The following is a 13,607-nucleotide window of genomic DNA, read 5'->3' as shown; positions in this document are numbered from 1 at the left end:
CGGTCCCATCTGACCGATTTCCGGGCAACTGCACAAAATTTAGGCAGTTGGTTCAAGATTTGAGCATGTGACGAAAGGTGATCCATGAGTGAATTGCTGACAGCGGCCCAGATGAGGGCCATCGAGCAAGCCGCAATCGACTCAGGCGAGGTCACCGGGCTGGAACTGATGGAGCGCGCGGGTAGGGGCGTGGTTGAAGCCATTTTCGAGGAATGGCCTGAGCTGGCGAAGACCTCTCACAAGGCGGTGGTGCTGTGCGGGCCGGGGAACAACGGTGGCGACGGGTTCGTTGTGGCGCGGCTTCTGAAAGAGTGGGGCTGGGCGGTGGGGGTGTTCCTGTATGGGGACGCCGAGAAGTTACCGCCGGATGCGCGGGTGAACTATGAGCGGTGGCTCTCCATTGGTTCCGTGTCGGGTACTAGCGCCGATACAAGCGTATTCAATGATCAAAACGAGACTCGGGAAGATGTCGCTCTGTATGTAGATGCCCTTTTAGGAACCGGTCTGATGCGTCATTTTGGCGATCTGCCGGTCGTGCAGGACGATTTGAACATTGTAGCAAAGCAGTTTCGTAAGAAAGCTGGTGTTGGACGTGTTGTCGCCATCGATATTCCCAGCGGTCTTTCATCAGATACTGGATATTACCCGGGGTATACTCACAGTGATCCGATTGAGGATTGTATAATCGCAAACCTCACAGTTTCTTTCCATACTAAGAAGGTAGGGCACGTTCGCGTTTTTGGACCTGCTGCTTGTGGCAAGGTTGTAGTCAAATCGATCGGACTTGAGGGCAGTCCCCGGCCGCGGGGGGGGATGCAATCCCCGCCCGGGAGGGCGGTCGGGGATTGCCCGGCGGTTCCACCGGGCGAGATCGTCAAATTGGTCGAGCGGCCTAATTCGTTGGGCAAACAGAGCAACACCCACAAATACTCCCACGGCCACGCCCTCATCCTTGCGGGCTCTTCTGGCAAAGGCGGCGCGGCGCGTCTTGCGGCACGTGGGTCGTTGCGTATCGGGGCAGGGCTTGTGACCGTCGCGCCGACACCTGGCGCGCTTCAGGAAAACGCGGCGCGGTTGGATGCCATTATGTTGTCGCCTGTTGGGGATGCCCCGACGCTTGAGGCCGTTTTGGCGGACGAGCGGCTCAATACACTTTGTCTTGGCCCCGGATTGGGGCAAGAGCGGGCGCGGGAGTTGGTGCCGGTGGCGCTGGCGGCCAAGCGGGCGACGGTGCTGGATGCGGATGCGTTGACGGCTTATGCCGACAACCCTGCCGAGCTTTTCAGCATGCTGCATGAAAGCTGCGTAATGACGCCTCACGCGGGTGAGTTCGCGCGGTTGTTCCCGGACATCGCGGAGAAACTCAACGCCCCCGCCACCAAGGGCCCGGCCTATTCCAAAGTGGACGCGACACGAGAGGCCGCCGCGCGAGCAGGGTGCGTGGTGCTCTTCAAGGGGCCGGATACGGTGATCGCTGCTCCGGACGGACGGTGTTCCATCAACTCCGCTGCATATGAGCGGTCCGCGCCTTGGTTGGCGACAGCCGGATCTGGCGACGTGCTGGCGGGGTTCATCACCGGGCTGCTCGCGCGGGGCTTCAACCCGATGCAAGCGGCTGAGAGCGCCGCTTGGCTGCATGTGGAATGCGCGCTGAGTTTCGGACCGGGGTTGATTGCCGAGGATTTGCCAGAGGCCCTGCCAGAAGTGTTTAGAAAGCTGGATGTTTAGGCGTCTCGGTCGCTGTCTGGCGCGCGGGCGTAGCAAGGACGTTCAGCCCTCCGACGCGGACCAACTGCGGTGTATCAAAATGCAGCTGGAACAGGGGCAGTTCGGCGTCCAGATCCATGTGGCGGATCAGTTCTCCGTCTGTGATGGCGGAGACGGGCACAAGCGCCCGGTCGTGTCCAAACATAGCCCGCGCCATCCAGCCGTCCACCATCACATGCTGCTGATCTGATAGGACAACAGGGTTGGGGTCGGTGCGCGCGCGCCCCGCGGCCAACTCATTGGGCGAGATGCGGCACAGCTTGCGTGCAGGGGCGACATGGCGACTGACAGAGGCAAGACGCGCGCGGGTGCCATCAGAGGTGAGGATGCGGTCGCCGGGGGAGAGTGTGTCGATCGCGCGATTGCCGTGCAAGGTGCGCACCAATGCGCCGGGGCCAATACCAGCGGTTGGACATGTGCTGCGCACATATCCAGCCACCGCGCCCCCTGAAAAGGAGATGGGTGTCATAGGTCGTCCTGCCTTCGTCTGTGGCCCGGTTGTTGGGCTCTGCTCATTACCGGCAGGCTAGCAAGCTGGTGGGCGAAATCACCTGTTTTCTGGTGGGCAACGGGGTCTTGGGGCAGATCGCTGCAATCACTGTGGCCATTTCGTCGCGAATTGCCGCTGATCAATGGCCAAAGCGGGCGTTTTTCCTCTCGCATCCCGTCCATACCGGTGCTAGAAGGGCGCGAATTTGGGCGGCCCCTCCGATTTGGCGCGGGCTGCCCACGGTTTTTTGCGGGTGTGGCGGAATTGGTAGACGCACCAGATTTAGGTTCTGGCGCCGCGAGGCGTGGGGGTTCGAGTCCCTTCACCCGCACCAGAAATGGAAAAGGACAAGATGATGCAGGTCACCGAGACCCTGAACGAAGGTCTGAAACGCGGCTATAAGATTGTGGTTCCGGCCTCTGATCTGGACGCAAAAGTCAACGAAAAGCTGATCGAGGCGCAGCCCGAAGTCGAAATGAAGGGCTTCCGTAAAGGCAAAGTGCCGATGGCTCTGCTGAAAAAGCAGTTTGGTCAACGCCTGATGGGCGAAGCCATGCAAGAAGCCGTTGACGGCGCGATGAGCAAGCATTTCGAGGACAGCGGCGACCGCCCTGCGATGCAGCCCGACGTGAAGATGACCAACGAAGATTGGAAAGAAGGCGACGACGTTGAGGTCGAGATGAGCTATGAAGCTCTGCCCGATATTCCCGAGGTCGACCTGAAGAAGATCAAGCTTGAGAAGCTGGTCGTCAAAGCCGGTGACGCGGATATCGAAGAAGCGCTGGGCAGCCTTGCTGAAACCGCGCAGGACTTCAAAGACCGCAAAAAGGGCTCTAAGGCGAAAGATGGCGATCAGGTTGTGATCGACTTCCTTGGCAAGGTTGACGGCGAAGCTTTTGACGGTGGTGCGGCGGAAGATTACCCGCTGGTGCTGGGGTCAGGTTCGTTCATTCCGGGCTTTGAAGAGCAATTGGTTGGCGTGAAAGCCGGCGACGCGCTTGACGTGAAAGTGGCCTTCCCGGCCGAATACGGTGCGGAGAACCTTGCGGGCAAAGACGCTGTCTTTGAATGCAAAGTGAAAGAGGTCAAGGAGCCTGTTGCCGCAGAGCTTAACGACGAGCTGGCCAAGAAGTTTGGCGCAGACGATCTGGCGGCCCTGAAGGGTCAGATCGGCGAGCGTCTGGAAGCCGAGTTTTCGGGTGCGGCGCGTGCCGTGATGAAGCGCGGCCTGCTGGACGAGCTGGACAAGTTGGTTGATTTCGACCTGCCGCCGTCGCTGCTCGATGCAGAAGCCAAACAGATTGCCCACCAATTGTGGCATGAAGAAAACCCGGACGTTCAAGGTCATGACCACCCGGAAGTCGAGCCGACCGAGGAACATGTCAAACTGGCTGGTCGCCGTGTCCGCCTTGGCCTTTTGCTGGCCGAGCTGGGCCAAAAAGCCGAGATCGAAGTGTCCGACGCTGAGATGACCCAAGCGGTCATGAACCAAGCGCGCCAATACCCCGGTCAGGAACGTCAGTTCTTTGAATTCGTTCAGCAAAACCCGCAGATGCGTCAGCAAATCCAGGCGCCGCTGTTTGAAGACAAAGTCATCGACTATGTTTTTGAACTGGCCAAAGTGTCGGAAAAAGAAGTGTCCAAGGACGATCTTCAAAAGGCTGTTGAGGCTTTGGAAGAAGAATAAGACCGGCCACGCCGATCAAAGAAAAGGCCGCCTGATTGGGCGGCCTTTTTTTGTTTTGGGGCATCGATGGTCTGGGCAAAGATCTAGCCGGGTCTCAAGCCCGTTTCGACCAACAACCCCTTACGCTTGGCTTCGTAGTAGTAGCCCCTCGCATACCATTTCATCGCTCCGTCGATATTGCCACCTGACACGATATAGGCGCCGCGCAGGTATTTGCCGGCGTATTTCAGGTTCACGTCCGGGTTCAATAACTCTTTGGCCGGGCCGCGATGCCCCATTGTTCGTGCCGTCTGTGGAAGGATCTGCAACAGCCCCCAATATGGCCCATTGCGCGCTGACGGACGGTGCGTGCTTTCGCGCACGGCTTGCCGGTGCACCAACTCGCGCGGGATCTGATAGTGGTCCGCCCATTTGTTAATAAGCGCGCGAAGTTCAGGCGTTTCGTTGGGGTAAAGGGGTGGGTTGAATCGTTTACCCGCATTGGTGCTGGAGGCACGTTCAGACCTGTCACGGCCCATGCAGGCAGAAAGCGCCAAGGCGGGGACGGCAAAAAGGAGCGCACGGCGCGTGTGATGTTTCATGCGACGACTGTAAGACGGACAGAAACGCGTGGGTAGGGGCTGTTTCGAAATGGGCGAAAGGGTGCTGGTTGGCGTTAGGGTAACAGCGGCGTATCCCTGTCTTTCCTTGGCGGCCCGCTATAACCACTTGGCGAATTTGAAGATCAGGAACAAAGCGATCCCCAAGAGCGCTGAAACACCGGCCAGAAGCCAGAACGCCATCGGTGCGCTGGTTCCCGGCATTCCGGCGACATTCACGCCGAACAGGCCCGTTAGGAACCCCAACGGCAAAAAGATCGCCGCGACGACCGACAAAACATAGCTATTGCGGCTGAGGGCGTGGGCCCGGTTTGCGTCGACGTGATCGTGAATCGTCGTCAGGCGGTCCCGTGTGGCGTCAAGTTCCTCTACGATGCGCCGTGTTCTGTTGCTGGTTTCGCGCAACTGTGCCAGTTCGTCCGGCGCAAAGATCCACCCTTCGATTGCAGCCAGATTCGCGATGGCGTCGCGTTGCGGGTTGATGAAACGGCGCATTTTTATCACCGCGCGGCGCAGCTTGGCGAGCTGATCCGGGGCAAGCGTGCTTCCTTCTGAGGTGGTCTCTTCCATCTCATCGGTTTCGTCTTCCAGCGCAAGAGAAACAGCTTCGATCCGGTTGGTAAGCCCATTGGTGAGTTCTGCCAGAAACTGCCCAACCGTTGCCGGTGCGATACCATCTTCGGCGGCTTCGCGAATGGCATCGACGGCCCAGACCTTGCGCAGCCGCGCCGACACGATTGCGCTTTCTGTCACCCACATGCGAAGCGATACCATATCTTCAGGATCGGATTGTGGGTTGAGGTTGACGCCTCTCAAGTTCAGGATCAAGCCGCCCTGCAGGCGTTCGCATCTGGGCCGGGTTTCGCTTTGCAACAATGCCCGTGCGGCGATATCGGGCAGGTGTTCGTTGACCCATATCGCCGTTGCCGGATCATCCAAAGCGAAGTGCAACCAACGGTAGCCCTGCACAGCGTCGATGTTGGGCCAATCATCTTCGATTGGCCGTAGTGAGTTGCCTTCAAATGCAAATGCGGCGATGGGCTTGATAGATTTGCTGTCCATAGAACTAGCTTATTGCCGAACCAACCCCTATTGCAAAAGCCTTCGTGGACTTGCGAAGATATTTGTTCGATTGAGACGCAGGACAGTCAAGACGCGACACACGAGCGGCGCTTAGAAAACCAAAAGGCCGCCCCAATCAGGGCGGCCTTCGGTGTTAGCATGAAAGGAGGATTAGTCCTCTTTCTCAGCCTCTGCGGGCGCGGCTTCTTCTTCGACAGCTTCAGCCAGATCGTCGTCTTCGGACGCAGCGGCGCCGATGTCGTCGAACAGTTCACCGATCTCGAATTCAGCTTCGGCTTCGGCTTCAGCAGCCAATTCCTGAATGGACTTGCCCGAGGCTTGCAGTTCGGCCTCTTCGATCGAACGTGCGACGTTCAATTCGATTTCGACTTCGACTTCGGGGTGCAGAACCACGTGCACACTGTGCAGGCCCAGATCCTTGATCGGGGCTTTCAGTGCGACTTGCTTCTTGTCGACGGTGAAACCGGCTTCGGTGGTGACGTCAGCGGCGTCACGCGGGGTGACCGAACCGTAAAGCGCGCCAGCGTCCGAGGCGGAGCGAATCACGACAAACTGCTGTCCGTCGAGTTTTGCGGCCAGTGCTTCGGCTTCTTTCTTGGTCTCCAGGTTGCGCGCTTCAAGTTGCGCTTTCTGAGCCTCGAAATTGTCGATGTTGGCTTGCGACGCGCTAAGCGCCTTGCCTTGCGGCAGAAGGAAGTTACGAGCAAAGCCGGACTTGACGTCGACGACGTCGCCCATCTGCCCCAACTTGGCCACACGTTCCAGAAGGATAACTTGCATGTTCAGATCTCCTTACTTCACGGCGTAGGGAAGCAGGGCGAGAAAGCGGGCGCGTTTGATGGCGCGCGACAGTTCACGTTGCTTCTTGGCCGACACTGCAGTGATCCGTGAGGGGACAATCTTGCCACGCTCAGAGATGTAACGCTGCAGAAGGCGCGTGTCTTTATAATCGATCTTCGGCGCGTTGTCGCCCGAGAACGGGCATACTTTGCGACGGCGGAAAAATGGTTTAGCTGCCATGGTTTAGATCCTTTCGAACTTAGCGGTCACGAGGGCGGCGATCGGCCCGCTCGTCACGCTTTTGCATCTGGACCGACGGACCTTCGGCGTGGTCGTCAACCTTGATGGTCAGAACACGCATGACATCGTCATGCAGGCGCATCAGGCGTTCCATTTCCTGAACGGCCGGTGCAGGTGCATCGGTGCGCAGGAACGCATAGTGGCCTTTGCGGTTCTTGTTGATCTTGTAGGCCATCGTTTTGACGCCCCAATACTCGCTGTCAACGACTTTACCGCCGTTGTCACCCAGCACGGTGCCAAAATGTTCGATGAGGTTCTCAGCTTGCGTGTTGGAAAGATCCTGACGCGAGATGAAGACATGCTCGTAGTGCGGCATGTGAACTCCAGTTCTATTGTAAGCGCGCTTCAAAGGATGGGTGCTTATGCCTTCCCGCTACCCACCCACGAGAGGCCACGCGGTTCATTACTTACGGAAAGGACGGTGCCTTATACACGCCTGACCTTGTGGCGCAAGGCTGTTCTGGCCAAATGGCGAACGGGTGCTGTGCGGAGGCAAGGGGGGGGGCGATGAAACGTTGCTGATCCGCGCAATGCCCTTGAATGACCAGTCGCTTGCCGCAATCCCGTCACAGTTCGGTGCGAGCAATAAACCATACTGGTGGTGGGAAAGACTTCGCCATCAAACGTTGCCAATACTCAAGGACGAGGGTGCCCGATGTCGCTTTCCAACACGTTCAGTCAATTTCAAACACGCCAAGACGAACCCGTCGCCGGGCCAGAGCTTGTGCACACCCATTGGGGCTATCGGCTTCATACCGCAGATTTTGACGAAGGGCTGCCGCGCTTCGGTCGGGCCATCGGACGGTTTGTCGGGCTTGTGCTGTTGTTGGTGATTGCCGGCATCTGGTCTTATTCCGCAAATACCTTTGCTGATCCGCTTATGATGTCGATGAAGCTTGGCATGACGGGGCTTTTGTTTGTGTTCGGCTGGCTTTTGTTCTGGTTTGGTCGCGACACCAGCCGCCCTGAAGCGCAGATCGACCTGAACCATCGTGAAATTCGGATCGGGCGGTCTGACCGGTTGGGCCGCTTCAACCTGGACACGCGAGTGACCTTCAGCGAAGTCGGTTCCGTCCTGATCTTGCGTGACGCAGACACGACAGGCAAAGCAGGGCTGTATGCGCGTATCGGCAGCGGTATGGACGCATTCGAGATTATCTCGGGCCAAGAAGACGTGCTGGAGCCGATCCAGAACCGGTTGGTTCAAGACCTGACAACGGCCCGCCGCACCGTGCGCAACAAATCCGCCTGGCCGTCGTTGTCCGGCGAAGGCTCGGTTTCGCTGGCACGTGTCTCGGCGTCCTGACACGGCGACGCCTGCACACACGAATTAATCTGCATTCAGGCACGCACCGGTATCCGGCTGCGTGCCTTTTGTGTTCTCACCAAAGCTGATTGCGCCAGAGCCCCCCGCGCGCTATTCCCAAGGGGAACGTTCTTGGCAAGAGGAGAGCCCATGAGCCGCGCATTCGTATTCCCCGGGCAGGGCGCCCAAGCGATTGGTATGGGCAAGGCCCTTGCAGATGCATACCCAGCCGCAAAAGCCGTTTTTGACGAAGTCGATGACGCGCTTGGCGAAAAACTGTCGGCTCTAATCTGGGAAGGTGCGCAGGAAGACCTGACACTGACACAGAATGCCCAACCTGCGTTGATGGCAACCTCGCTTGCTGCGATGCGTGCGTTGGAGGCAGAAGGGGTGACGATCGACGCTGCATCCTATGTCGCGGGCCATTCCTTGGGCGAGTATTCGGCACTGGCAGCGGCGGGCACGTTTTCAATAGCGGACACAGCGCGCCTGTTGCGCGCGCGTGGCAAAGCCATGCAGGACGCCGTGCCGGTCGGCGTCGGCGCGATGGCGGCCTTGTTGGGGCTGGACTTCGAAACGGCGACCGCTGTAGCGCTTGAGGCGGCGCATGATCAGGTCTGCCAGGCGGCCAATGACAATGACCCGTCACAAGTGGTCGTTTCAGGCCACAAAGAAGCGGTCGAGCGCGCGGTCGAGATTGCCAAGGCCAAAGGTGCGCGCAGAGCGGTCTTGTTGCCAGTCAGTGCGCCTTTTCACTGCGCCTTGATGCAGCCCGCCGCAGAAGCCATGGCCGAAGCGCTGTCGCAGGTCGAACTGAAGACCCCGAAGGTGCCATTGGTGGCCAACGTCCGTGCCGCCGAGATTTCCGACCCGACTGTGATCCGGTCGCTGTTGGTCGAGCAGATCACCGGGTCGGTGCGCTGGCGTGAAAGCGTGATGTGGATGGCCGAGCACGGTGTCACCGAGATTTGGGAAATCGGCGCGGGTAAGGCGTTGTCCGGCATGATTCGGCGCATCTCGAAAGAGGTTGGAACCCTTGCCGTCGGCAGCCCTGAAGATGTCAAAGCCGCAGCGCTGTCCCTGAACGGCTGACGCCAGAGTTTACAAGAAGAAGGAAGAGCAGATGTTTGATCTGACAGGAAAAACGGCACTTGTGACAGGTGCATCCGGGGGTATTGGCGGTGAGATCGCGAAGGCTCTGCATGAAGCGGGCGCCACTGTTGGCCTGTCGGGCACTCGCGTTGCCCCACTGGACGCCCTGGCGACCGAGTTGGGAGAGCGGGCGCATGTTCTGCCTTGCAACCTGTCGGACGCAGATGCCGTCGATGCACTGCCCAAACAAGCCATTGAGGCGATGGGGTCCGTCGATATTCTGGTGAACAACGCCGGTATCACGCGCGACCAGATTTTCATGCGGATGTCGGATGAGGAATGGGACAGCGTGATCAACGTAAACCTGACCTCGACCATGCGCCTGTGCCGTGGCGTGATGCGCCCCATGATGAAGTCGCGCTGGGGCCGCATTATCAACATCAGCTCGATCGTGGGCGCGACAGGCAATCCAGGGCAGGTGAATTATGCGGCCTCCAAGGCTGGGATGGTCGGATTGACCAAATCCATCGCCTATGAGGTTGCAAGCCGCGGGATCACGGCCAACTGCGTTGCCCCCGGTTTTATCGCCACCGCGATGACCGACAAGTTGACGGATGACCAAAAGGACAAGATCAACGCCCAAATTCCCGCCGCCCGCATGGGCACCCCCGAAGAGATCGCGGCGGCCGTTTTGTATCTTGCATCGCCGCAAGCTGGATATACGACCGGCGCGACGATCCACGTCAACGGCGGTATGGCGATGCTTTAACCCGAACGGCCGGATTGGCAATGATCGACTTGATGATCTATTGTCCTCCGAAAGCGTTTGCCTATCGAATGTGATGTGCTATAGGCGGCGCATGTTTTTCCCCAAAGAGCCCTTTCGGGTCGGGGAGCTCGGCGTAACGCGCTGGAAACTGAGTGGCCCAAGCCGGGTCTATCGAAGAAGGGCCAAGTGCCTGAATAAACGTGAGGATTTATCATGAGCGACGTCGCAGATCGCGTGAAGAAAATCGTTGTTGAGCACCTGGGTGTTGAAGAGGACAAGGTTACGGAATCGGCCTCGTTCATCGACGACCTTGGCGCTGACAGCCTGGATACTGTCGAGCTGGTTATGGCTTTCGAAGAAGAGTTCGGCATCGAGATCCCGGACGACGCTGCTGAAACCATTCAGACCTTCGGCGACGCCGTGAAATTCATCACCGAAGCCGTCTGAGCGCTCGGTTGAAAAAGTCGGAACGCGGCGTCCTTCGGGGCGCCGTTTTCTTTTGCGTTCAGGGATTTGCAGCACGTGGACAAGGTTCTGCTGCCGCCGGATGGCGTTTGCCGCCGATCCTGAGAGGTCTTGGGTGAAGCCTCTTGCCCCTGAACCCTTCACCGCGCTATCAAGCGTGGGATTTCAGACTTCCTGAGAAAGGGCAGCACAAATGCGTCGAGTGGTCGTTACGGGTCTTGGAATGGTTTCTCCCCTTGCGTGTGGGGTCGAAGAAACTTGGAAGCGTATTCTAGATGGTCAATCGGGCGCCGGTCCGATCACCAAGTTTGATGCCTCGCGTGTGACAACAAAATATGCGTGCGAAGTGCCGCTTGGGGACGGAACGGATGGCACGTTCAATCCCGATGATTGGATGGAGCCGAAAGAACGCCGTAAAGTAGATGACTTCATCCTTTACGGTCTGGCCGCTTCCGAGATGGCGGTGAAAGACGCTGGCTGGATGCCGGAAGACGAAGAAAGCCGGTTGCGCACGGGCGTGATGATCGGGTCCGGCATTGGCGGTCTGGCGACCATTGCCGAGACCTCGATTATTCTGAACGAGCGCGGCCCCCGACGGGTTTCGCCCTTTTTCATACCCGGATCGCTGATCAATCTGATTTCAGGTCAGGTGTCGATCAAGTTTGGCTTCAAGGGGCCGAACCATGCAGTTGTTACCGCCTGTTCGACGGGCGCACATGCCATCGGTGACGCCTCGCGTTTGATCCAGACGGGCGACGCGGACGTGATGATCGCAGGCGGGGCCGAGGCTGCGATTTGTGAGCTTGGCATCGCCGGGTTCAACGCCTGCAAGGCGCTGTCGACCAAGCGCGCCGACGATCCGCAAGCCGCAAGCCGCCCCTATGACGAAGACCGCGACGGGTTCGTGATGGGCGAAGGTGCTGGTATTGTCGTGCTTGAAGAATACGAACATGCCAAGGCGCGCGGCGCCAAGATCTATGCCGAGGTGCTGGGCTACGGCCTGTCAGGCGACGCCTATCACATCACAGCCCCGTCCGAGGACGGTGATGGTGGGTTCCGTGCGATGCAGGCTGCCCTTGCCAAGGCGGGGCTTGAGCCGTCGGCGATTGACTATATCAACGCGCATGGCACCTCGACCATGGCCGACACGATCGAACTGAGCGCCGTCGAACGCCTGTTGGGCGACGCGGCGGACAAGGCCACGATGAGCTCGACCAAAAGCTCAATCGGTCACCTGTTGGGGGCTGCGGGCGCGGTGGAGGCGATTTTCTGCATCCTCGCCCTTCGCGACCAAATCGCTCCGCCGACCATCAATCTGGACAACCCCGCCGTTGAGCCGCGCCTGAGTTTGGCCGCCAACAAGGCTGAGAAGCGCGTGATCAACACGGTTCTGTCCAACAGCTTTGGTTTTGGCGGCACCAATGCCAGCCTGATCATGGGCAAGGTCGCTGACTGATGTGGCGTAATATCGCCTCGAACGCGCTAAGCCTGTTCGTTGTCATCATGATCGTTGCGGTCGGGGTGATCGCATGGGGCAAGAAACAGTATACCGGTCCCGGTCCTTTGGCAGAAGCCATTTGCCTGCGCGTCGAGAAGGGCTCTAACTTCTCTCGCGTCGCAGATAAGCTGACGGATCAGGGCGCGATATCCAGCGCCACGATCTTCAGGTTGGGGGTTGAGTATTCCGACAAGACCTCGGCGTTGAAGGCCGGGTCTTTTCTGGTGCCCGAAGCCGCGTCGATGCAGGATATCGTGGATGTTGTGACGCGCGGTGGGGCCTCGACCTGTGGCACTGAAGTGCTGTATCGGATCGGCGTTCTGACGGCGGTCATGCAGGTGCGTGAACTGGATCCGGCAACACAGGAATACGAAATCACAGCTGAGTTTAAGCCGGCTGAACTGGAAGGCGCTGCACCCGAAACCTATACAGAGGTGCGCGGCGAGAGCGACACGCGCTATCGCATCGCGTTGGCGGAAGGTGTGACCAGCTGGCAGATTGTGGACAGCCTGAACAAAGCTGATTTTCTTGCCGGAGATGTCACCGAAATTCCAGCCGAAGGCAGCCTTGCGCCAGACAGCTATGAGGTTAAGCCGGGGGCCGAACGCGCGACGCTACTGGCCAATATGCAGGCGGCCCAGAGCAGCATTCTTGCCGCTGCCTGGGAGGCGCGCGCGCCTGATCTGCCCTATGCCAGCCCGGAAGAAGCGTTGATCATGGCGTCTATCGTCGAAAAGGAAACCGGCGTGGCCGAAGAACGGCGGCAGGTGGCAAGCGTGTTCGTGAACCGTCTGAACCAAGGGATGCGGCTGCAAACCGACCCGACCGTGATCTATGGTGTGACCAATGGTCAAGGGGCGTTGGGGCGAGGGTTGCGCCAGAGCGAGCTTCGTCGCGAGACGCCTTATAATACCTATGTGATTGAGGGCCTGCCGCCGACACCGATTGCCAATCCCGGCAAGGCGGCCATCGAGGCGGCGATGAACCCGGACACGACGGACTACATCTTCTTCGTGGCCGATGGCACGGGCGGTCATGCATTTGCGGAAACGCTGGATGAACACAACCGCAATGTCGCCAAGTGGCGCGAGATCGAAGCGGAGCGTGCGAACCAGTGATTTGGTAAATAAAACATGACCTTGCCGCACGCTGTTGCCGCGGGTCAGTTTGACAGAACGCACGGTCGCCCGTAGGTTCTGAGATACGCTAGAAGACGTGAATGTAACGGCCTTGGGCACCTGCCCGGGGCCGTTTTTTCATGTCGCTCGTGCGGAGAAGAGCATGAGAGGCAGACACAATAATGACAATGATCACGCCCTTGGGGAAGGATGCGGCTTCGGAAGATTACCTGAAGATCGCGGACACGTTTTTTCTGCGTGTTTTGAAAGAGCTAGACCGCCAGTTGAGCGCGGCGGAACTGGCCGATTGCGAGACCACACCGGGATTGGCGCGCGCCGTGACCGAGGTCCGTCGAGCCATGCAAACAGTATTTGAGGAAAGGAAACGTCTTGAACAAAGTGGAAGCAACGCCTTTGGCGGGGCCGGAGCGGTCGCACTCGACCTTGCTCAGGCCCGGGATGAAATCGGGCGCCGATTGGCTTGCCTGCGCGACGCAAGAGGAGCGGGCGGCGTTTCTGAACAGCCTGAGTGATGGTGCCTTGGTGGCATTGCCTTACCTGTTCGAGTTCTGGGCGCTGGATCACCAACTGCCCCCGGAAGGCGACTGGCGCACATGGGTCATCATGGGGGGGCGTGGGGGGGGGGGAGAAGA

14 protein-coding genes, 1 tRNA gene and 1 pseudogene are annotated in these 13,607 nt (G+C 58.9%); 10 read left to right on the top strand and 6 right to left on the bottom strand.

The genetic code is table 11. From position 1 onward, the window contains the following. The first annotated feature begins 84 nt into the window (after positions 1-84). Complete coding sequence (locus ACXYMP_RS14405; RefSeq protein ID WP_458907138.1) at positions 85-1,728, top strand: NAD(P)H-hydrate dehydratase; 1,644 nt, start codon at positions 85-87, stop codon at positions 1,726-1,728. Here ACXYMP_RS14405 and ACXYMP_RS14400 read toward each other — a convergent pair. Continuing rightward, positions 1,709-2,236, bottom strand: a complete 528-nt coding sequence (locus ACXYMP_RS14400) for a Hint domain-containing protein (RefSeq protein ID WP_458907136.1) — start codon at positions 2,234-2,236, stop codon at positions 1,709-1,711. The two genes, ACXYMP_RS14405 and ACXYMP_RS14400, sit on opposite strands and share 20 nt — an antisense overlap. A gap of 270 nt (positions 2,237-2,506) precedes the next feature. On the opposite strand from ACXYMP_RS14400, the gene ACXYMP_RS14395 reads away from it, so the two are divergent. Beyond that, positions 2,507-2,591, top strand: a tRNA-Leu gene (locus tag ACXYMP_RS14395). A 21-nt stretch (positions 2,592-2,612) separates the two neighbouring features. Beyond that, entirely contained in the window at positions 2,613-3,944 is a 1,332-nt protein-coding gene (gene tig, locus ACXYMP_RS14390) for a trigger factor (RefSeq protein ID WP_298566470.1), read from the top strand. Positions 3,945-4,027: 83 nt separating this feature from the next. Here the strand turns inward: tig and ACXYMP_RS14385 are convergent, their stop codons facing one another. The 5 genes from ACXYMP_RS14385 to rpsF all read right to left on the bottom strand — a co-directional run bounded on the left by ACXYMP_RS14385 (position 4,028) and on the right by rpsF (position 7,022). Further along, positions 4,028-4,525: a lytic transglycosylase domain-containing protein gene (locus tag ACXYMP_RS14385; RefSeq protein ID WP_298566472.1), complete on the bottom strand. Its 498-nt coding sequence runs from the start codon at positions 4,523-4,525 to the stop codon at positions 4,028-4,030. A gap of 117 nt (positions 4,526-4,642) precedes the next feature. Then, the gene (locus ACXYMP_RS14380; RefSeq protein ID WP_458907133.1) at positions 4,643-5,605 is read right to left on the bottom strand and encodes a zinc transporter ZntB; all 963 of its coding nucleotides are present in this window, start codon (positions 5,603-5,605) and stop codon (positions 4,643-4,645) included. Positions 5,606-5,776: 171 nt separating this feature from the next. Further along, a complete protein-coding gene (rplI, locus tag ACXYMP_RS14375) occupies positions 5,777-6,406 on the bottom strand; it encodes a 50S ribosomal protein L9 (protein WP_298566475.1) in 630 nt (209 codons plus the stop codon). A 12-nt stretch (positions 6,407-6,418) separates the two neighbouring features. Then, positions 6,419-6,646 (bottom strand): 30S ribosomal protein S18, encoded by a 228-nt coding sequence (gene rpsR, locus ACXYMP_RS14370; RefSeq protein WP_068246410.1) that lies wholly within the window; start codon positions 6,644-6,646, stop codon positions 6,419-6,421. A gap of 19 nt (positions 6,647-6,665) precedes the next feature. Continuing rightward, positions 6,666-7,022 (bottom strand): 30S ribosomal protein S6, encoded by a 357-nt coding sequence (rpsF, locus tag ACXYMP_RS14365; RefSeq protein WP_298566481.1) that lies wholly within the window; start codon positions 7,020-7,022, stop codon positions 6,666-6,668. Between the two features lie 339 nt (positions 7,023-7,361). Here rpsF and ACXYMP_RS14360 point away from each other — a divergent pair, with 339 nt between their 5' ends. From ACXYMP_RS14360 to ACXYMP_RS14330, 7 genes and pseudogenes are all read left to right on the top strand, one after another. Next, positions 7,362-8,012 carry a hypothetical protein gene (locus ACXYMP_RS14360; RefSeq protein ID WP_298566483.1) on the top strand — a complete coding sequence of 217 codons (651 nt, stop codon included), beginning with the start codon at positions 7,362-7,364 and terminating at the stop codon, positions 8,010-8,012. 150 nt (positions 8,013-8,162) lie between these two features. Then, the gene (fabD, locus tag ACXYMP_RS14355) at positions 8,163-9,104 is read left to right on the top strand and encodes an ACP S-malonyltransferase (protein ID WP_298566485.1); all 942 of its coding nucleotides are present in this window, start codon (positions 8,163-8,165) and stop codon (positions 9,102-9,104) included. A 31-nt stretch (positions 9,105-9,135) separates the two neighbouring features. Then, positions 9,136-9,873, top strand: a complete 738-nt coding sequence (fabG, locus tag ACXYMP_RS14350; RefSeq protein ID WP_458907129.1) for a 3-oxoacyl-[acyl-carrier-protein] reductase — start codon at positions 9,136-9,138, stop codon at positions 9,871-9,873. Positions 9,874-10,086: 213 nt separating this feature from the next. Next, positions 10,087-10,320: an acyl carrier protein gene (locus tag ACXYMP_RS14345; protein WP_248363444.1), complete on the top strand. Its 234-nt coding sequence runs from the start codon at positions 10,087-10,089 to the stop codon at positions 10,318-10,320. A gap of 211 nt (positions 10,321-10,531) precedes the next feature. Beyond that, entirely contained in the window at positions 10,532-11,794 is a 1,263-nt protein-coding gene (gene fabF / locus ACXYMP_RS14340; RefSeq protein WP_298566492.1) for a beta-ketoacyl-ACP synthase II, read from the top strand. After that, the gene (gene mltG, locus ACXYMP_RS14335) at positions 11,794-12,954 is read left to right on the top strand and encodes an endolytic transglycosylase MltG (RefSeq protein ID WP_458907126.1); all 1,161 of its coding nucleotides are present in this window, start codon (positions 11,794-11,796) and stop codon (positions 12,952-12,954) included. The genes fabF and mltG overlap by 1 nt, the downstream gene beginning before the upstream one ends. A gap of 459 nt (positions 12,955-13,413) precedes the next feature. After that, positions 13,414-13,607: pseudogene (locus ACXYMP_RS14330) on the top strand (ATP-binding protein); the annotation flags it as partial.

The sequence above is a fragment of the Aliiroseovarius sp. CAU 1755 genome (genome assembly GCF_054482655.1).
The sequence above is the reverse complement of the archived record's forward strand: the minus strand, read 5'-3'. Positions and strand labels throughout refer to the sequence as shown.